At 33.2% G+C, this 20,332-nt stretch carries 23 protein-coding genes; 22 read left to right on the forward strand and 1 reads right to left on the reverse strand.

The window, feature by feature from the left end:
• Positions 1-20: 20 nt before the first annotated feature.
• The 17 genes from lpxD (at position 21) to hisIE (ending at position 16,901) form a co-directional block, all read left to right on the forward strand.
• The gene (gene lpxD / locus BUA46_RS13765) at positions 21-1,043 is read left to right on the forward strand and encodes a UDP-3-O-(3-hydroxymyristoyl)glucosamine N-acyltransferase (RefSeq protein WP_019388632.1); all 1,023 of its coding nucleotides are present in this window, start codon (positions 21-23) and stop codon (positions 1,041-1,043) included.
• Complete coding sequence (locus BUA46_RS13770) at positions 1,034-2,440, forward strand: bifunctional UDP-3-O-[3-hydroxymyristoyl] N-acetylglucosamine deacetylase/3-hydroxyacyl-ACP dehydratase (protein ID WP_019388631.1); 1,407 nt, start codon at positions 1,034-1,036, stop codon at positions 2,438-2,440. Before lpxD ends, BUA46_RS13770 begins: the two co-directional genes overlap by 10 nt.
• A 2-nt stretch (positions 2,441-2,442) precedes the next feature.
• Complete coding sequence (lpxA, locus tag BUA46_RS13775; protein WP_019388630.1) at positions 2,443-3,228, forward strand: acyl-ACP--UDP-N-acetylglucosamine O-acyltransferase; 786 nt, start codon at positions 2,443-2,445, stop codon at positions 3,226-3,228.
• Between the two features lie 37 nt (positions 3,229-3,265).
• Complete coding sequence (gene efp / locus BUA46_RS13780; protein ID WP_019388629.1) at positions 3,266-3,832, forward strand: elongation factor P; 567 nt, start codon at positions 3,266-3,268, stop codon at positions 3,830-3,832.
• 2 nt (positions 3,833-3,834) lie between these two features.
• Positions 3,835-4,767: a UDP-3-O-(3-hydroxymyristoyl)glucosamine N-acyltransferase gene (locus BUA46_RS13785; RefSeq protein WP_019388628.1), complete on the forward strand. Its 933-nt coding sequence runs from the start codon at positions 3,835-3,837 to the stop codon at positions 4,765-4,767.
• Between the two features lie 57 nt (positions 4,768-4,824).
• Entirely contained in the window at positions 4,825-5,697 is an 873-nt protein-coding gene (gene sucD / locus BUA46_RS13790) for a succinate--CoA ligase subunit alpha (RefSeq protein ID WP_019388627.1), read from the forward strand.
• 116 nt (positions 5,698-5,813) lie between these two features.
• Positions 5,814-6,560: a 3-oxoacyl-[acyl-carrier-protein] reductase gene (gene fabG, locus BUA46_RS13795; protein ID WP_019388626.1), complete on the forward strand. Its 747-nt coding sequence runs from the start codon at positions 5,814-5,816 to the stop codon at positions 6,558-6,560.
• Between the two features lie 38 nt (positions 6,561-6,598).
• The gene (locus BUA46_RS13800; RefSeq protein WP_019388625.1) at positions 6,599-8,632 is read left to right on the forward strand and encodes a hypothetical protein; all 2,034 of its coding nucleotides are present in this window, start codon (positions 6,599-6,601) and stop codon (positions 8,630-8,632) included.
• A gap of 13 nt (positions 8,633-8,645) precedes the next feature.
• On the forward strand, positions 8,646-9,461 hold the full coding sequence (locus tag BUA46_RS13805; RefSeq protein WP_019388624.1) for a prohibitin family protein: 816 nt from the start codon (positions 8,646-8,648) through the stop codon (positions 9,459-9,461).
• 323 nt (positions 9,462-9,784) lie between these two features.
• On the forward strand, positions 9,785-10,642 hold the full coding sequence (gene hisG, locus BUA46_RS13810; RefSeq protein WP_026010144.1) for an ATP phosphoribosyltransferase: 858 nt from the start codon (positions 9,785-9,787) through the stop codon (positions 10,640-10,642).
• A gap of 11 nt (positions 10,643-10,653) precedes the next feature.
• Complete coding sequence (gene hisD, locus BUA46_RS13815; RefSeq protein ID WP_019388622.1) at positions 10,654-11,940, forward strand: histidinol dehydrogenase; 1,287 nt, start codon at positions 10,654-10,656, stop codon at positions 11,938-11,940.
• Positions 11,937-12,971: a histidinol-phosphate transaminase gene (gene hisC, locus BUA46_RS13820; RefSeq protein WP_019388621.1), complete on the forward strand. Its 1,035-nt coding sequence runs from the start codon at positions 11,937-11,939 to the stop codon at positions 12,969-12,971. Before hisD ends, hisC begins: the two co-directional genes overlap by 4 nt.
• Before the next feature lie 48 nt (positions 12,972-13,019).
• Positions 13,020-14,156 carry a bifunctional histidinol-phosphatase/imidazoleglycerol-phosphate dehydratase HisB gene (gene hisB, locus BUA46_RS13825; protein WP_019388620.1) on the forward strand — a complete coding sequence of 379 codons (1,137 nt, stop codon included), beginning with the start codon at positions 13,020-13,022 and terminating at the stop codon, positions 14,154-14,156.
• A gap of 27 nt (positions 14,157-14,183) precedes the next feature.
• Complete coding sequence (hisH, locus tag BUA46_RS13830; RefSeq protein WP_019388619.1) at positions 14,184-14,765, forward strand: imidazole glycerol phosphate synthase subunit HisH; 582 nt, start codon at positions 14,184-14,186, stop codon at positions 14,763-14,765.
• A 1-nt stretch (position 14,766) separates the two neighbouring features.
• The gene (hisA, locus tag BUA46_RS13835; protein WP_019388618.1) at positions 14,767-15,501 is read left to right on the forward strand and encodes a 1-(5-phosphoribosyl)-5-[(5-phosphoribosylamino)methylideneamino]imidazole-4-carboxamide isomerase; all 735 of its coding nucleotides are present in this window, start codon (positions 14,767-14,769) and stop codon (positions 15,499-15,501) included.
• The gene (hisF, locus tag BUA46_RS13840) at positions 15,501-16,256 is read left to right on the forward strand and encodes an imidazole glycerol phosphate synthase subunit HisF (RefSeq protein WP_019388617.1); all 756 of its coding nucleotides are present in this window, start codon (positions 15,501-15,503) and stop codon (positions 16,254-16,256) included. The genes hisA and hisF overlap by 1 nt, the downstream gene beginning before the upstream one ends.
• 51 nt (positions 16,257-16,307) lie before the next feature.
• A complete protein-coding gene (gene hisIE / locus BUA46_RS13845; protein WP_019388616.1) occupies positions 16,308-16,901 on the forward strand; it encodes a bifunctional phosphoribosyl-AMP cyclohydrolase/phosphoribosyl-ATP diphosphatase HisIE in 594 nt (197 codons plus the stop codon).
• A gap of 60 nt (positions 16,902-16,961) precedes the next feature.
• Here the strand turns inward: hisIE and BUA46_RS13850 are convergent, their stop codons facing one another.
• Entirely contained in the window at positions 16,962-17,381 is a 420-nt protein-coding gene (locus tag BUA46_RS13850; RefSeq protein WP_019388615.1) for a hypothetical protein, read from the reverse strand.
• A gap of 96 nt (positions 17,382-17,477) precedes the next feature.
• On the opposite strand from BUA46_RS13850, the gene BUA46_RS13855 reads away from it, so the two are divergent.
• From BUA46_RS13855 to BUA46_RS15150, 5 genes are all read left to right on the forward strand, one after another.
• Positions 17,478-18,254, forward strand: a complete 777-nt coding sequence (locus tag BUA46_RS13855; RefSeq protein WP_019388614.1) for a tRNA pseudouridine synthase A — start codon at positions 17,478-17,480, stop codon at positions 18,252-18,254.
• A gap of 165 nt (positions 18,255-18,419) precedes the next feature.
• Positions 18,420-18,926 carry a Dps family protein gene (locus BUA46_RS13860; protein WP_019388613.1) on the forward strand — a complete coding sequence of 169 codons (507 nt, stop codon included), beginning with the start codon at positions 18,420-18,422 and terminating at the stop codon, positions 18,924-18,926.
• A gap of 58 nt (positions 18,927-18,984) precedes the next feature.
• Entirely contained in the window at positions 18,985-19,887 is a 903-nt protein-coding gene (locus tag BUA46_RS13865) for a mechanosensitive ion channel family protein (protein WP_019388612.1), read from the forward strand.
• Between the two features lie 55 nt (positions 19,888-19,942).
• Positions 19,943-20,104 carry a DUF1328 domain-containing protein gene (locus tag BUA46_RS13870; protein ID WP_019388611.1) on the forward strand — a complete coding sequence of 54 codons (162 nt, stop codon included), beginning with the start codon at positions 19,943-19,945 and terminating at the stop codon, positions 20,102-20,104.
• A 32-nt stretch (positions 20,105-20,136) separates the two neighbouring features.
• A complete protein-coding gene (locus BUA46_RS15150; protein ID WP_019388610.1) occupies positions 20,137-20,298 on the forward strand; it encodes a hypothetical protein in 162 nt (53 codons plus the stop codon).
• Positions 20,299-20,332 lie beyond the last annotated feature (34 nt).

The raw sequence follows: 20,332 nt of genomic DNA on the forward strand, positions 1-20,332 counted from the left end.
CAACATCAAACTATCAAAGTGTGAAATTTACAGCACAACAAATAGCAGGAATATTAGAAGGTGATGTGGTTGGAAATCCAGATGTTGAAGTATCAAAACTTTCCAAAATCGAAGAAGGGTTTGAAGGGTCTTTAACATTTCTTGCGAATCCTAAATACACAAACTATATTTATACTACTAACGCTTCAGTTACTATTGTAAATAAATCGTTTGTTGCCGAAAACGAAATAAAAACGACTTTAATAAAAGTTGAAGATGCCTATGAGGCATTTTCGAAACTATTGGAGTATTATAATCAAGTAAAGAATAATAAAGAAGGTATTGAGAGTCCTGTATATATTTCAGATTCCGCAAGGTATGGTGAATCAATTTATCTAGGTGCATTTGCTTACATAGGTGAGAACGTGGTTATTGGAGATCATGTGAAAATTTTTCCAAATGCCTACATAGGAGACAATGTGACTATAGACGACAATACTTCGGTTTTTTCAGGGGCTAAAATTTACTCCGAAACCATCATAGGTAAAAACTGTGTTATACATTCTGGAGCCATAATAGGAGCAGACGGATTCGGTTTTGCGCCTAACGGCAATGGAGTATATAAAAAAGTACCACAAATAGGCAATGTTATTTTAGAAGATTTTGTAGATGTTGGCGCTGCAACAACTATTGATAGAGCTACTCTTGGATCAACTATTATAAGAAAAGGCGTAAAACTTGATAATCAAATTCAAATTGCTCATAATGTTGAAATTGGTAAGAATACTGTAATTGCTGCCCAAACAGGAATTGCTGGCTCTACCAAAATAGGAGAGAATTGCCAAATTGGAGGACAAGTTGGTATTGTTGGTCATATTACAATAGGGAATAATGTTAAAATTCAGGCTCAATCAGGAATAGGAAGACATGTAAAAGACAATGAAGTACTTCAAGGTTCTCCTGCAATACCTTACGGAGACTATAATAAGTCTTATGTGCATTTTAAAAATTTGCCAACTATAGTTAAAAATATTAATGATTTAGAAAAGAACAAATGGGAATAGTTAATACTGAAATCAAGCAGAAAACTATAAAAAAAGAAGTTTCTCTAACAGGAGTAGGATTGCATACTGGAAAAGATGTAACCTTAACTTTTAAGCCTGCTCCGGCAAACTCAGGATATACGTTTAAAAGAGTTGATTTAGAAGGTGAGCCTTCTATAGAAGCAGATGCTAATTATGTTACTAACACACAACGAGGTACTTGTTTAGAGAAAAACGGGGTATCTATTCAAACATGCGAGCACGTTTTAGCAGCTTTAGTTGGAATGGATATTGATAATACTATTATTGAACTTAACGCTTCTGAACCTCCAATAATGGATGGGTCTTCTAAGTTTTTTGTGGAAGCCATTGAAAAGGCGGGTGTTGTTGAACTTGATGCGTTTAGAGAAGAGTTTGTAGTTACAGATATTGTGTCCTATGTTGATGAAGAATCTGGTAGCGAAATCTTAGTAATGCCTGCTAAGGAATATCAAATTACTACCATGGTAGATTTTGGAACCAAAGTTTTAGGGACTCAAAATGCAACTTTAAATCAGGTTTCAGATTTTAAAAAAGATATCGCCAACTCACGTACATTTAGTTTCTTGCATGAAATTGAAATGCTTTTAGAGCACGGTTTAATAAAAGGAGGCGATTTAAACAATGCTATTGTTTACGTTGATAAGGCATTATCTCCAGAAACCATGGAAAAACTAAGAGGAGCTTTCAAAAAAGATTCTATAAAAGTTAAACCAAACGGTATTCTAGATAATTTAACTTTACACCATCCAAATGAAGCTGCAAGACATAAGTTATTAGATGTTTTAGGAGATTTAGCTTTAGTAAGAACTAGGATTAGAGGTAAAGTTATAGCTAACAAACCAGGGCATTTTGTAAATACTCAATTTGCGAAAAAACTATCAAAAATTATTAAGAATGAGCGTCGTAATAACGTTCCAAATATAGATTTGAATCAACCTCCATTAATGGATGTTGTTCAAATTATGGATATGTTACCTCACAGACAACCATTCTTGCTAATAGATAAAGTATTTGAGCTTTCAGACCACCACGTTGTTGCAACAAAAAGTGTGACTATGAACGAGGAATTTTTTAAAGGCCATTTTCCGGGAGCTCCAGTAATGCCGGGTGTTTTAATTGTTGAAGCTATGGCTCAAACGGGAGGTGTTTTAGTTTTAAATACGGTTCCAGATCCTGAAAACTATTTAACGTTTTTCATGAAAATGGATAATGTAAAGTTTAAACAAAAAGTAATGCCTGGTGATACGTTAATATTTAATTGTTCGTTAATCACTCCAATACGTCGTGGAATTTGTCATATGCAAGGTTATGCGTATGCTAATGGTAAATTATGTGCCGAGGCGGAATTAATGGCTCAAATCTCTAAAGTAAAATAATTATGAACCAACCACTTGCTTATGTGCACCCAGGTGCAAAAATTGCAAAAAATGTAGTCATTGAACCATTTACAACCATACATAACAATGTAAAAATTGGAGAGGGTACATGGATTGGTAGTAATGTTACCATTATGGAAGGTGCTCGAATTGGTAAAAACTGTAATATATTTCCAGGGGCTGTAATTTCGGCGGTTCCTCAAGATTTGAAATATAACGACGAAGATACCACTGTTGAAATTGGGGATAACGTGACCATTAGAGAATGTGTGACTATAAATAGGGGAACAACCGATAGAATGAAAACCGTTATTGGTGATAATTGTTTGATTATGGCTTATTGCCATATCGCTCACGATTGTATTGTTGGAAATAATTGTATATTTTCAAATAACAGTACTTTGGCAGGGCATATTACTATTGGCGATTATGTTGTATTAGCTGGTATGACTGCTGTTCATCAATTTGTTTCGGTAGGAAATCATGCTTTTGTGACTGGTGGATCTCTTGTTAGAAAAGATGTGCCACCTTTTGTAAAAGCTGCAAGAGAACCTTTATCATATGTTGGCATAAACTCCGTAGGATTAAGAAGAAGAGGCTTTTCAACAGAAAAAATCAGAGAAATTCAAGATATTTTCAGAATATTATATCAAAAAAATTACAATAATACCCAAGCAGCAGAAATTATCGAAGCTGAAATGGAAGCAACTCCAGAACGTGATGAAATTCTTCAGTTTATAAAAAATTCACATAGAGGTATTATGAAAGGTTATTTTAAATCAAACTAACCTAACAAACAAAAATAATTATTCAATAAGTAGTATTATGGCAAGCACAAGTGATATTAGAAACGGATTATGTATTAGATATAATCACGATATTTTTAAAATAATAGAGTTTTTACATGTAAAACCGGGTAAAGGACCGGCCTTTGTTAGAACTAAACTTAAAAGTGTAACAACAGGAAAAGTAATTGATAATACCTTTTCTGCAGGTCATAAAATTGAAGATGTTCGTGTTGAAACACACAAATTTCAGTATTTGTATAATGATGGTGAATTTTATCATTTTATGAATGAAGCTGATTATACGCAGATAAGACTTTTAGAAGCTGCTTTGGATAGACCGGATTTAATGAAAGAAGGGGAAGTGGTTACAGTATTAATCAATACTGAAGATAATATGCCACTTTCTGTTGAAATGCCGGCAAGTGTTATTTTAGAAGTCACTCATACCGAGCCTGGGGTTAAAGGTAATACCGCTACTAATGCAACAAAACCAGCAACGGTTGAAACTGGTGCTGAAGTAAATGTACCGTTGTTTATTAATGAAGGCGATAAAATAAAAATTGAAACTGAAAAAGGGACTTACAAAGAACGTATCAAAGAGTAAGATTGAAATTTCCAAAACCACATACATTAAAGGAAGTAGCAGAATTAATAGACTGTAAGTTTGTTGGTGATGCTAATTTTCAGGTGCTTGGAATGAATGAAATTCATGTAGTAGAACGTGGAGATATAGTTTTTGTAGATCATCCTAAATATTACGATAAAGCCTTAAATTCAGCAGCCACCATAGTTTTAATTAATAAAGAAGTTGATTGTCCTGAAGGGAAAGCATTATTAGTTAGCGATGATCCTTTTAGAGATTTTAACAAACTTACAGACCATTTTAAACCCTTCCAGAGTTCAAGCAATTCAATTTCAGCCACTGCGAAAATTGGTGAGGGTACGGTTGTTCAACCTAATTGCTTTATTGGTCATAATGTGACTATAGGAAAAAATTGCATTATTCATTCTAATGTTAGTATTTATGATGATGCAGTTATTGGTAATAATGTAACCATTCATTCAGGAACGGTTTTAGGAGCCAATGCTTTTTATTACAAAAACAGATCAGAAGGCTATGATCGATTAAAGTCAGGCGGACGTGTTGTTATTGAAGATTATGTGGATATCGGTGCTTCGTGTACAATAGACAGAGGAGTTTCAGGAGATACAATTATTGGTGAAGGCTCAAAACTTGATAATTTAATTCAAGTTGGCCACGACACCGTAATTGGTAAAAAATGTTTAATAGCATCGCAAGTTGGTATTGCTGGCTGTGTGGTAATTGAAGATGAAGTTACACTATGGGGTCAAGTTGGTACTACAAGTGGTATTACCATTGGTAAAAAAGCAGTTGTTCAAGGACAATCAGGCGTTACTAAATCTATTGAGGGAGGAAAGGTATATTGGGGCACACCAGCACAAGAAGTGCGTGCCCATCTTAAAGAAATGGCTTCAATAAAGCAAATTCCAAATATTTTAAAACAATTAAAAAATTAATATAATTAAGTGGTTACAAAAAATTATATTTGTGCAACAATATTCAAATAATATAAAATGAGCGTATTAGTTAATAAAGATTCAAAAATAATTGTTCAAGGTTTTACAGGTAGTGAAGGTACTTTTCACGCTAGTCAAATGATTGAATATGGTACCAACGTTGTAGGAGGTGTTACACCAGGTAAAGGTGGACAAACGCATTTAGATAAACCTGTTTTTAATACGGTTTTAGAAGCTGTTGAAAAAGTTGGTGCAGATACCACTATTATTTTTGTTCCACCAGCATTTGCTGCCGATGCAATTATGGAGGCTGCCGATGCAGGTATTAAAGTTATTATTACTATCACGGAAGGTATTCCTGTAGCAGACATGATTACAGCGTCTAGTTATATTAAAAATAAAGGATGTCGTTTAATTGGTCCTAACTGCCCTGGTGTTATTACACCTGGAGAAGCAAAAGTAGGAATTATGCCAGGTTTTGTATTCAAAAAAGGGAAGGTTGGTATCGTTTCAAAATCTGGTACTTTAACTTATGAAGCTGCAGATCAAGTTGTAAAACAAGGGTTAGGTATTACAACAGCTATTGGTATAGGAGGTGATCCAATTATTGGAACAACTACAAAAGAAGCTGTGGAGTTATTAATTAATGATCCAGAAACAGAAGCTGTTGTTATGATTGGTGAAATTGGCGGTCAGTTAGAAGCTGATGCAGCTAATTGGTATAAAACGAGTGGGAGTAAAAAGCCTATAGTTGGTTTTATTGCTGGAGAAACTGCACCTGCTGGACGTACCATGGGTCATGCTGGAGCTATTGTTGGAGGTAGTGACGATACTGCACAAGCTAAAAAGAAAATAATGAAAGCATGTGGTATTCACGTTGTGGATTCACCTGCAGAAATAGGAAAAAAGGTAGCAGAAGTTTTAGCTTAATTCTTAATACATATATAAAAAAACCTTGCAATCTTGTGAGGTTTTTTTATTGGTTACCATTAGTATTTGTTATATTTGAAATACTATGATTATTAATAACTAACCAAACTTTATAAATGAAACTATTAGAAGGTAAAACAGCCATAGTTACTGGTGCTAGTCGTGGAATTGGAAAAGGAATCGCACAAGTTTTTGCTCAACAAGGTGCTAATGTAGCCTTTACATATAGCTCTTCTGTTGAAGCAGCAAACGAATTAGAAAAAGAACTTAATGCCTTGGGTGTAAAAGCCAAAGGTTATAAAAGTAACGCGGCGAGCTTTGAAGAAGCTCAAAAGCTTGCTGAAGATGTTGCTGCAGAATTTGGTAGTATCGATATACTTGTTAATAATGCAGGAATCACTAAGGATAATTTATTAATGCGTATTACTGAAGAAGATTTTGATACGGTAATAGAAGTAAATCTAAAGTCGGTTTTCAATATGACCAAAGCTGTTCAAAGAACCATGCTAAAACAGCGTAAAGGGTCTATTATTAATATGAGCTCTGTTGTTGGGGTTAAAGGTAATGCGGGACAAACTAATTATGCGGCATCAAAGGCTGGAATTATTGGGTTTTCTAAATCAGTTGCATTAGAATTAGGATCAAGAAACATAAGAAGTAACGTTGTTGCTCCTGGTTTCATCGAAACAGAAATGACAGCTAAATTAGATGAAGAAGTTGTTAAAGGCTGGCGCGCAGGAATTCCTTTAAAACGTGGAGGTACTCCAGAAGATATTGCCAATGTTTGCGTGTTTTTAGCGAGTGATATGAGCGCATACATTACCGGACAAACTATAAATGTTGATGGCGGTATGTTAACATAATCGAAATGTTACCTTGAGCGTAGGCACAAGGCTTATAAATGCAAACAGAAACTTTATTATACATTATACTTGCTGGAATTATAGCACTAAGTTTAGCGCTTTTTCAGTATTTCACAAATAGAAAAAGCATGTCTAAATTGAACATGCTTTTTTCTTTTTTAAGGTTTTTATCAGTCTTTGCTGTGTTACTACTAATTATTAACCCTAGTTTTAATCAAGTAAAAACATCTATTGAGAAACCAAATTTAGTTGTTGCTCTTGATAATTCATGTTCTATTGAACATTTAAAACAGGATAGTAATGTCAAAGATTTTATTGAAAAACTAAATAGCAATAAAGAAATTCAAGAAAAATTTAATTTGAGTGTTTATACCTTTGGTAAAGGTTTAAACCCACTAGACTCAATTTCTTTTTCAGAAACGCAAACTAATATCTCAAAAACTTTTCAGCAATTAGCTGAGGTATATAAATCTACTACATCACCAACACTTATAATTACAGATGGAAATCAAACCTACGGCAACGATTATCAATTTTCATACAGAAATTATAAACAGCCTATTTTTCCAATAATTTTAGGGGATACTATTACGTACACTGATTTAAAAATTCAGCAATTCAACGTTAATAAGTACGCCTTTTTAAAAAATAAATTCCCAGTAGAAGCTATTTTGGTGTATAACGGAAACCAATCTGTAAATTCTAATTTTATTGTTAAAAATGGTAACGCCACGGTATTTTCAAAAGCAGTCAACTTTTCAAAAGCTGATAATTCAAAAGTTATCAATTTCACACTTCCAGCAAATAGAGTTGGCGTAAATAATTATATAGCAACTTTGGTACCTTTAGAAAATGAAAAAAATAAGGTTAATAATAATAAGAATTTTGCCGTTGAGGTGATAAATCAAAAAACAAAAATAGCTTTAGTTACTGATATGCTTCATCCCGACATAGGTGTCATCAAAAAAAGTATTGAAAGTAATGAGCAACGATCAGTTTCAATACTAAACTCATCCAATGTTATAAGTCAAATAAATGATGTTCAATTATTTATAATATATCAACCTAATAAAAACTTTAAGGATTTATATGGTATTTTAGATTCAAAAAATCTAAATAAATTTGTAATAATAGGACCTAAAACAGACTTGAATTTTATAAATCAAGTGGCTCAAAATTATTCGCATGATGTCACCGAACAAACTGAATATTATATAGGCGAATTAAATATAAATTATTCGCCATTCATTATTGAAGATTTAGATTTTGAATCATTTCCACCTCTAATTTCGAATTATGGAGAGGTGAACTTCACAGTGCCTTTTCAATCTGTATTAAATAAATCGGTAGGTGGTTTTTCAACTAACCTACCACTTTTGGCTACGTTTGAGACAAACGGAAGGCGAGAGGCAGTCTTGTTTGGTGAAAATTTATGGCAGTGGCGTGCACAAAGTTATTTAAACGAAAAATCATTTCAAGCTTTTGATAATTTCTTTGGAAAACTCACTCAATACTTATCAAGTAATAAACAAAAAAGTAGGTTGAATATAGATTATGAATCGTTTTATAATGGAAGCAGTAATATTGTAATAAAAGCAGAGTACTTCGATAAAAATTATGTTTTTGATTCTCGTGAAACTCTTGATATTACTATAATAGATAAAGCTACAGATGTTAAAAAAACATTTCCTTTAATATTAAAAAACAATAATTATCAAGTAGATTTAAGTAGTTTACCGCCTTCAGAGTATAGTTTTGTTGTAAGTACTTCTAAAGAAAACTTGTCAAGATCGGGCAGTTTCCAAATTTTAAAATTTGATGTAGAACAGAAGTTTTTAAATGCTGATGTAACAAAACTGCAGCAATTAGCCACTAACAGTGGAGGGTCAAGTTATTTTATTGATGATGCTGAAAAGGTATTTGAAGATTTACTAGAAGACAAAAGATTTACACCAATTCAAAAAAGCAGTAAAAATACCATACCTTTGATAGATTGGAAATATCTGCTCGCAATAATGGCTTTAAGTCTAGGATTGGAGTGGTTTTTAAGAAAATATAACGGATTAATTTAAATAAAAATTGAAAATGGAAAGATTACCAAAAGTGGCGGTGCCAATAATTATTAGTGTTTTTGTATTAATTGTGTTGCTAGCAAAATCTGCAGTAACCATAGGGTCTGGTGAAGCAGGTGTACTTTTTAAAACCTTTGGAGAGGGAGTTGTTGTTGATGAACCGCCTATGAGTGAAGGTTTTCATATTGTGGCACCTTGGAATAAGGTTTACATTTATGAAGTGCGCCAGCAAGAGCTTTTTGAAAAAATGAAAGTTTTATCATCTAATGGATTAGAAATTCAAATTGATGCATCGGCATGGTACGAACCTGTATATAACGATTTAGGGAATTTACATCAATCGCTTGGTCAAAACTACTTGCAACGTGTTATACAACCTGCTATTCGCAGTGCTGCGCGTAGTGTAGTTGGACGTTACACACCTGAACAATTATACTCAAGTAAAAGAGATGCTATTCAAGATGAAATTTTTGCAGAAACTAAAAAGATTTTAGAAAAGCAATACGTGCAATTAAATGAAGTACTTGTACGTGATGTAACATTACCTAATACAATTAAAGAAGCTATTGAACGTAAATTGCGTCAAGAACAAGAGTCTTTAGAGTACGAATTTAGATTAGTTACAGCAGCAAAAGAAGCTGAGAAAGTAATTATTGAAGCCAAAGGTAAAGCTGAGTCTAATAGAATTTTAAGTGCTTCGTTAACTGATAAAATATTACAGGATAAAGGGATTGAGGCAACTGTAAAGCTCTCTGAATCTCCAAACAGTAAAGTAATTGTAATAGGTTCGGGAGATTCTGGAATGCCTATTATTCTGGGGAATCAGTAATATCTAAATAAAATAATTCAGCATTTATATCAATATATTATAAAATATTAATTTTTTTATTGATAATTATTGATATTGTTTAAATGTTAGAATATTTACATTTATAATTTGGATTTAATCAGATAAAATGTAGATATTTGTACAAGTAAAAAAAAGACATGACTTTTATTCAAACACATCATCATTTTCATATTTGCTCTCAAGCGAAGTGAAAATGTATTGAGTAAAATCAACATATATTTTAAACCCGTTTGAGACAATCAAGCGGGTTTTTTAATTATGCCAACTAAAAGATTGTTTCAAACTCATATAAAAACAACAAAATGAGTAAACTAAGAATTGCAGTGCAGAAATCGGGTCGACTAAACGAAGACTCAATGAGTATTTTAAAAGATATTGGTATTTCCATTGATAACGGTAAAGACCAATTAAAAGCTTCAGCAAGAAATTTTCCTGTGGAAGTATTCTATCTAAGAAATGGCGACATTCCACAATATTTAAAGGATGGTGTGGTAGATGCAGCTATTATTGGTGAGAATGTATTAATAGAAAAAGGTCAAGGCATTAATATTGTTGAAAAACTTGGGTTTTCTTCTTGTAGAGTGTGTATTGCGGTACCAAAATCTGTCAAATACGGTAGTGTTAAAGATTTAGAAGGTAAACGTATTGCCACATCTTACCCGAATACGGTTCAAATGTTTTTAGATAAAAATGGAGTTGAAGCCAACTTGCACATCATTAATGGTTCGGTTGAAATTGCACCTAACATTGGATTAGCCGATGCTATCTGCGACATTGTTTCTAGTGGAAGTACATTGTTTAAAAATAACTTGAAAGAGGTAGATACAATTTTAAAATCTGAAGCTGTTTTAGCTGTTTCTCCTGTTTTATCTGAGGAAAAACAAAAAATATTAGACACAATTCAGTTTAGAATTCAATCTGTTTTAAAAGGTAGAAATTCAAAGTATGTGCTGTTGAATGCACCTAACGATAAAATTCAAGACATCATTAACGTGCTGCCAGGAATGAAAAGTCCAACAGTTTTGCCACTTGCGGAAGAGGGTTGGAGCTCTGTGCATTCTGTAATTAGTAAAAACGAATTTTGGGATGTTATTGATGAACTAAAAGCCAACGGCGCTCAAGGTATTTTGGTGTGTCCAATCGAAAAAATGGTACTTTAACAACTTCTGTCATGCAAATTATAAATAGCCCAAAACGAGGAGACTGGACGAATGTTTTAAAGCGCCCTACTCAAACTGTAGACGATATCGAGGAGACGGTTAATAAAATATTCTCGGAGGTATCTGAAACTGGAGATCGCGCTATTAAGGACTATACTGCAAAGTTCGATGGTGTGACTTTAGATTCTAATAGTGTTTCCGTTGAAGAAATAGAACTAGCGGCTAAAGAGGTGCCAGAAAAACTTCAAAAGGCCATTAAGTTGGCGAAACAAAATATTGAAGCGTTTCATAAGGCACAAAAAACAGATAAAGTAGTAATAGAGACTGTTAGTGGTGTTTCGTGCTGGCAAGAAAAAAGACCAATTGAAAAGGTCGGTCTTTATATACCAGGGGGAACTGCGCCGCTTTTTTCAACAGTTTTAATGTTAGCAATTCCTGCACAAATTGCGGGTTGTAAAGAAATTGTGTTATGTTCACCACCTAATAAAACTGGAAATTTAGCTCCTGAAATTTTGTTTGCAGCACAACTTTGTGGGGTTACAAAAATCATTAAAGTAGGAGGAATTCAGGCCATTGCAGGATTAACTTTTGGTACAGAAATCATTCCTCAAGTGTATAAGATTTTCGGACCAGGAAATCAATATGTAACTGTAGCGAAACAAATTGCTACAAAATATGGCGTTGCCATTGATATGCCTGCGGGACCTAGTGAATTATTGGTAGTTGCTGATGATTCTGCAAATGCATCTTATGTGGCATCAGATTTATTAAGTCAAGCAGAACATGGTACCGATAGTCAAGTAATTTTGGTATCGACATCAAAACGTTTGATTGATGAAGTTTCAGATGAAGTTGAAAAGCAGTTGGAGGTGCTTCCGCGTAAAGCGATAGCAGAAAAAGCCATTGCGAATTCGAAGTTAATTTACATGGAAAATGACAATTTAGCTTTAGAATTAATAAACGATTACGGACCAGAACACTTTATAATTTGCTCTAAAAACGAAGATTTATATATTAATGGCATAACAAATGCAGGTTCTGTTTTTATAGGTGATTTCACTCCAGAGAGTGCGGGCGATTATGCTTCTGGAACCAATCATACCTTGCCAACTAATGGTTTTTCTAAAGCCTATTCTGGGGTTAATTTAGATAGCTTTTTGAAGAGTATGACCTTTCAGAAAATATCTAAAGAAGGCCTTTTAAATTTAGGACAGTCTATAGAATTGATGGCCGAAGCCGAAGGTTTACAAGCACATAAAAATGCCGTGAGTATACGTTTAAAGGATTTGAAAAAATGAGTATTCAAAAGTTAATAAGGCCAACAATAAAGGCACTCAAACCGTATTCATCTGCGAGAGATGAATTTCAAGGTAATAGTGATGATATGGTGTTTTTGGACGCGAATGAAAATCCGTTTGAAAATGGTGTCAATCGTTATCCAGACCCGCAACAGCGTTCGGTAAAGTCTTTGCTTTCAGAAATTAAAAATATTCCCGAAAACAATATACTTTTAGGGAATGGAAGTGATGAAGTACTAGATCTTATTTTTAGAGCGTTCTGTGAGCCTAATCAAGATAACATCATTACTTTACCACCAACCTATGGCATGTACAGTGTTTTGGCCAATATTAATGCAGTAGAGATTAAAAGTGTTCAATTAGACGATAATTTCCAGCCAAAAGTTGATGAGATTTTAAAGGTGTCAAATGATAATTCGAAATTATTGTTTTTGTGTTCACCTAATAATCCAACAGGCAATAGTTTTGAGGCTAAATCAATTGAAGAATTAATTAAAAAATTTCAAGGTATCGTTGTGATTGACGAAGCCTATATCGATTTTTCAAATGAAGAAAGCTGGATAAGTAAATTGAGTGAGTTTCCTAATTTAATTGTGACGCAAACGCTTTCAAAAGCCTACGGAATGGCAGGAATCCGATTGGGTATATGTTATGCATCAAGTGAAATAATATCGGTTTTAAATAGAATTAAGCCGCCTTATAACGTTAATGAGTTAACACAACAACGTGCAATTCAGCAATTAAAATTAAACGACTTGACTAAAAAACAAGTTGAAGATATATTAACTGAGCGCAAGAATTTAATCAATCAGTTAAATACAGTAAGTTATATCTCGAAAATATACCCAACCGATGCTAATTTTGTATTAGTTGAAGTTGATGATGCCACAAAGCGTTATAACCAACTTATCGAGAAAGGTATTGTAATTAGGAACAGAACAACTCAACCGGGTTGCAAAAACTGTTTACGACTTACGGTCGGGACTACTTTTGAGAATAAGCAACTAATAAAAGTAATGAAAGAAATATAGTTATTGCCTTTCGCTCATAACCAAATGTCAATAGCTAAAAGCTAGATTATGAAAAAAGTACTATTTATAGACCGAGACGGAACATTAGTGTTAGAGCCGCCAGTAGATTATCAATTAGATAGTTTAGAGAAGTTAGAGTTCTATCCAAAAGTATTTCAATACATGGCTAAAATTGCCAATGAACTGGATTTTGAATTGGTAATGGTTACCAATCAAGATGGGTTGGGTACGGATTCTTTCCCAGAAGACACCTTTTGGCCCGCTCAAAATAAAATTATTAATGCTTTTGAAAAGGAAGGTGTGAAGTTTCAAGCAATTCATATAGATAAAACTTTTCCGCATGAAAATGCTGAAACTCGTAAACCTAGAACTGGCTTATTAACCAAGTACTTTTCTGAAGATTATGACTTAGCAAATTCTTTTGTTTTAGGGGATAGAATCACCGACATGGAACTAGCAAAAAATTTAGGAGCTAAGGGTATTTATTTATCTGAGGACCCTGAATTAGGAGCTGATGAAATTGAAACTTCGAAACAAGAAATTTTAGATGTTATAGCCTTAACAAGTACAGATTGGGCAGAAATTTATGAGTTTTTAAAACTTAAAGATAGAGTTGAAGAGATTACTCGTAACACTAATGAAACACAGATATATATAAAACTAAATTTAGATGGTTCTGGCCAGAACGATATTAATACAGGTCTGTCGTTTTTCGATCATATGTTAGATCAAATTGGGAGACATGGTGCTATGGATTTAACGATCAAGGTAAATGGCGATTTAGAAGTTGATGAACACCATACCATAGAAGATACTATGATAGCTTTAGGTGAATTATTCAACAAAGCATTAGGTAATAAACTCGGGATTGAACGTTATGGTTTCTGCTTGCCTATGGACGATTGTTTAGCACAAGTTGCTGTAGATTTTGGAGGAAGAAACTGGCTAGAATGGGATGCTGAGTTTAAACGTGAAAAAATCGGTGATATGCCAACAGAAATGTTTTATCATTTATTTAAATCGTTTACTGATGGAGCCAAATGTAATTTAAACATAAAGGCTGAAGGTGTAAACGAACATCATAAAATAGAAGGGATTTTTAAAGCATTTGCAAAAGCAATGAAAATGGCTGTAAAAAGAGATGCTAATAAGATGTTTTTGCCATCAACAAAAGGAATGTTATAAATAAAGGCCATAGTTAAAAGCTTAAGAATGAAATTAATTATTATAAATTATGGCGCTGGTAACATTAAAAGCATTCAATTTGCTTTTAGACGTTTGGGTGTAGAGGCTATTTTGTCAAGTAATCCTGATGAAATTAAAAGCGCGGATAAAATTATATTCCCTGGTGTTGGAGAAGCAAGTTCAGCAATGAAAATGCTCAAGGAAAGTGGCTTAGATACGTTGATTCCAACTTTAAAACAACCTGTTTTGGGTATATGTTTAGGCATGCAATTGCTTTGTAAGTCTACTGAAGAAGGGAATACCAAAGGTATTGGTATCTTTCAAACAGATGTGAAACGATTTGCAAATGATGTGAAAGTGCCTCAAATGGGATGGAATGTTATAAAAGACTTGAAGTCTGATTTATTCAAAGGCATTAAAGAAAACGAATATATGTATTTAGTGCACAGTTATTATGCTGAACATTGCAATGAAACCATTGCGAAAACAGATTACGGTATTAATTATGCATCGGCATTACAACATGAAAATTTTTACGGGGTTCAATTTCACCCTGAAAAAAGTAGTACAGCAGGAGCTAAAATATTACAGAACTTTTTAGAATTATAAGATGAGAATAATACCAGCAATAGATATTATAGACGGAAAATGTGTTAGATTAACTAAAGGTGATTATGATACTAAAAAAGTATATAATGAAAACCCGTTAGAAGTGGCCAAAATGTTCGAGGCTTCAGGTATTGAGTATTTGCATTTGGTAGACTTAGATGGTGCCAAAGCACAACATATAGTCAATTATAAAGTACTTGAACAAATCGCTTCAAAAACGAAATTAAAAATAGATTTTGGAGGCGGATTAAAAACCAACGAAGATTTGCATATAGCATTCAATTCTGGAGCAAGACAAATTACTGGGGGTAGTATTGCAGTAAAAGACCCTGAAACCTTTGAAGGCTGGATTAATAAATATGGTAGTGAAAAAATCATTCTTGGTGCCGATAGTAACAACGGAAAGATAGCCATTAGCGGTTGGTTAGAAGATAGTGTAGAAGAGGTTATTCCGTTTATAAAAGCCTACCAAAAAAAGAGTATCAAATATGTAATTTGTACCGATATCTCTAAAGATGGTATGCTTGAAGGTCCTTCATTTGATTTGTATAAAAAAATTATTGAGGAGTGTTCAAATAGTAGTAGCGGTCAATCCATAAAATTAATTGCCTCTGGTGGTATTTCAGAAATTGATGAATTACCTAATTTACAGGCCTTAGGTTGCGAAGGTGTTATAATTGGAAAGGCTATTTATGAGAACAGAATTAGTCTTCATCAACTTGAAAAATTCGTATAATGCTAACAAAAAGAATCATTCCATGTTTAGATATTAAAAACGGACGCACAGTTAAAGGTGTTAATTTTGTGGATTTAAGAGATGCAGGAGACCCTGTAGAGCTCGCAAAACAATATGCCGATTATGGTGCAGATGAGCTTGTGTTTTTGGATATCTCTGCAACTTTAGAAGGACGAGCCACAACTTTAGATATGGTGTTGCATGTAGCAGAACAAGTAAATATACCATTTACTGTGGGCGGTGGAATATCTTCGGTTGAAGATGTTGATGCGCTCTTACAATGCGGTGCCGATAAAGTGTCTATAAACTCATCCGCAGTAAAACGTCCTGAGTTAGTTAATGAATTGGCAGATAAGTTTGGAAGTCAGTGTGTGGTAGTTGCTATTGATGCTAAAAAGATTGGAGACCATTGGAAAGTGCATTTGGCTGGTGGAAGTATTCCAACAGAAATCGATTTATTTGAATGGGCAAAAGAAGTGGAAGCTCGTGGTGCTGGTGAAATATTATTTACATCCATGAATCATGATGGTACAAAAAATGGGTTTGCAAACGAAGCTTTGGCTAAATTATCGAGCGAATTAAATATTCCAATAATTGCATCTGGAGGCGCCGGTAATATTCAGCATTTTATTGACACTTTTAAAGAAGGGAAATCTGATGCGGCTTTGGCAGCAAGTGTTTTTCATTTTGGTGAAATTCCTATTCCAGTTCTGAAGAAAGCATTAAAAGAAAATAATATAGAAGTGCGTTTATAAAACGTGCTAGAGTAATGCCGAAAGTGTTTCGGCTTCATACAACATAAGATTATGAAAATAAAATACGACTCAAACGGATTAGTGCCTGCCATTATTCAAGATGCGACTACTAAAAATGTGTTGATGTTAGGCTATATGAATGAAGAGGCTTATCAAAAAACAATAGAAACCAAACAAGTCACTTTTTTTAGTAGATCAAAACAACGTTTATGGACAAAAGGCGAAGAAAGTGGTAATGTCTTAAACTTGGTTGATGTAAAAAACGATTGCGATAATGATACGTTGCTCATTCAGGTAAATCCTGTTGGTCCAACATGCCATAAAGGAACAGACAACTGTTGGGGTGAAGCAAATGAATCGTCTTATGGTTTCTTTACTACCTTAGAAAATGTGATTACCGAACGTGTTGCCAATAAAGACACTAACAAATCTTATGTAGCTAGTTTATTTTCAAAAGGCATCAATAAAGTAGCCCAAAAAGTAGGAGAGGAGGCTGTAGAAACTGTTATAGAAGCTATGGATAATAATGATGAACTCTTTTTATATGAATCTACAGATTTATTATTTCACTATTTAATGTTGCTTCAGGCAAAAGGGTTTACTTTAAAAGATATTGAGGCAGAATTAAAATCAAGACACAAATAAAAATTAAAAAAGGCGTTAGAAATTAAACTAATGCCTTTTTTAATCACCTGTTTTTTTTGTTTATGATAGCCATCCTTTAGCTTCAGACATTCTAGAAAACCACACAAAAAGGAAGGCAAATACAATTATCATAATGGTCATACCTAAACTGGATGCGTAGCCATTAATTAAAAGGTAGCCCATCTGTATAATAACTGCAATTAAAGAAAGTAGCCATAACTTAGACGACCAAGATTTTCTGAGTAATAATCCAATAGCGGCTAAAGCACCAGAAAAAACGGCTATAGCAAAAGCAGCGGTAACCCACATGGGCATATTAGCGGCAATTTCTAGTTGTTCTGCTGTATACATCGCGCGGTAGCTTTCCGTATTGTAAGCTTGTTGTAAATAGGCATTGACACCCATGCCATTCCAAATAAGGGCTATAATGCTTATAATCCAGAACCAAATTGGTGGTTTGTTAGTTAAAACATTTGTCATAATTTTAAGTTTTTAGTTAGTTTATAAGCTACAATTTATAATTTTTTTGCCACAAATAATAAATTAAAGTAATTTCCCAGCCTTTAAAAATTCGAAATGAAGAAATATTTCTACGTCATTACCATTCAATATTTAGGGTATCGATTTCACGGTTGGCAAAAGCAACCTGATGTAAAAACCTTGCATTTAATGGTAGATAGAACCTTAAATTATATACTTGAAGGTAAATATTTCAAAAGTTTAAGTTCGGGACGAACTGATGCAATGGTTTCTGCTGAAAATGCAGCTTTCGAATTGTTTTTAAAAGAACCATTAGAAGACCAAAATGCGTTTCTGGAATTATTTAATTATAATCTGCCACAAGATATTCGTGCCTTAAGTATCAAAGAAGTAGATGCTAAATTCAACATCATAAATAATTCAAAAATTAAAGAATACCTTTATTTGTTTACCTATGGTGATAAATGTCACCCCTTTTGTGCACCAATCATGACAACCATTCTGGATGATTTAGATATTGAACTCATGAAACATGGCGCTAAACTATTTGAAGGTGAACATTTTTTAAAGTCCTATTGTTTTAAACCAACCGATAATGGTATTTATACTAGAACCATCATAACTTGTGAAATTGAAGAGAACACGATTTATACTGCCAATTACTTTCCGAAACAATCATATATTCTAAGAGTTAAGAGCGAAGGATTTATGAGAAATCAAATTAGATTAATGATGGGAACACTCATCGATTTAGGAAAAGGCAAACTAACTTTAGACGATATTCGTAATAGCTTGTTGCCGGAAAGCGCAGTAAAAATGGACTATATAGCGCCAGCCTCTGGCTTAATTCTTAATAAAATAGACTTCCTTTAATAAAAAGTAACACCTAATGCTGTTAAATATTTTAACAAACTTATAACATGTTAACATAATTTTATGTTAATACTTCATGCTCAGGGTTAAAACCTGTTAAAGCACTTGACATTTTTTATATATCACCTAGTTTATATAGTGTAATCAATAAAAAAAACACAAAATATGAACTATTTAAATATGAATGATGAAGATGTACTACCTGTGGTGATGGAACTAAATATTTTGTTAGCTGATTACCACGTGTATTACCAAAAATTAAGAAGTAATCATTGGAATGTTAAGGGGAAAAATTTCTTCGACTTACACGAAAAATTTGAAACCTTATACAATGATGCTAAAGTGAAAATCGATGAAATTGCAGAACGCATTTTAACTTTAAGATTTCACCCCATGAGTAAAATGGAAGATTATCTTAAAACTGCAACCATCAGTGAAAATCAACCTATTAAATCTGATGAAGACATGGTTAACGATACTTTAAACGACCATAAACTTTTAATTAAGCAAATGGCAAAAGTTATTGAAAAAGCTACTGAAATCTCAGACGAAGGAACCATTGATTTAATTGGAGCATATATTAGAGAGTTAGAAAAATCTAGCTGGATGCTCAATGCTTGGACTAAAAATTCTACAAAAAATATAAGTCCTGAAATGGCAAATGTTAAATAATGCTTTTTAATTAAATCGATTAGTTAGAAATATTATTAACCATTAAAGCCATAAAAAAATGAAAAATACATTAGGAACAGCATTTAACCAACTTATAGATAAGTTAGAAGGTTGGGTATCTGCAATAATTCAAAACATCCCAAATCTTATTTTAGCAATATTAGTTATGATAGCCTCATATTTTATTGCTAAATACATCAACAAAATTGTATCTAAATTAGTTGAAAAGCGCGTTAGCCAAAAGTCAATTAGTAACATGATAGCTAGAATATCTGCAGTTGTAGTCGTTGTAGCTGGATTATTTTTGGCCCTCGGGATTCTAAACCTAAGTAAAATGTTAACCTCTTTATTAGCCGGTGCTGGTGTAGCAGGTTTAGCCATAGGTTTAGCATTACAAGGAACATTATCTAATACGTTTGCCGGTGTTGTATTATCCTTTAGAAAGAAAATTCAAATAGGAAACTGGATTGAAACTAATGGATACTCAGGTGAAGTTATAGATATCAATTTGAAAGATTTCACCTTAAAGGAAGCCGATAATAACATGGTAGTGATACCCAATAAATTAATATTGGAAAATCCTTTAAAAAACTACTCTTTGACTACAAAAATGAGAATCGCTCTTACTTGTGGTGTTGGATATGAATCTGACTTAGAAGAAGTAGAAAAATTAACAAAAGAAACCATTGCAAACACATTCGATCAAGTTGAATCGATGGATGATGTTGAGTTTTATTTCACCGAATTTGGCGATAGCTCTATCAATTACTTATGCCGCTTCTGGATAGATGCAGAAAGTATGCTTGAGAAATTAAGAGCTAAGAACAAAGCCATTATTGAAATTAAAAAAGCTTATGATAAGGCTGGAATTAATATTCCTTTCCCTATCAGAACACTTCAATTCGACAATAAATTGAAGTTAGACAAAACATCTATAGACAAGCAATTCTCTAACAACTAGAGTAGATTTATCATCCTTGATAAATTATTAATTCAAACCTTAAAAATTTAAAACTATGTTACGTTGGACAATCACATTTGTAATAATCGCATTAATAGCTGGAGTATTAGGCTTTGGCGGAATAGCAGGAGCATCTGCAGGAATAGCTAAAATATTATTTTTCATATTCCTTGTATTATTTGTGCTCTCATTATTAAAAGGATTATTAAAGAAATAACAAGAAACCACATTAACTTAAAAACTAAAATCATGAAAAAAATCATATTAGCATTAGTCTTTTTATTTTCACTATCTGTAGCTTTTACAGGTTGTAGAGAGGAAAAAAGTACAGGAGATAAAATTGAAGAAGCAGTTGAAGAAGTAGGAGATGGTGTAGAAGATGCTGCCGATGAAATTGAAGACGAGTTTTAAGAAACAGTTGAAATCTATTTTATTAACCTTAAAA

The sequence above is a fragment of the Algibacter luteus genome (genome assembly GCF_900141715.1).
In the GTDB taxonomy this organism is placed as follows: domain Bacteria; phylum Bacteroidota; class Bacteroidia; order Flavobacteriales; family Flavobacteriaceae; genus Arenitalea; species Arenitalea lutea.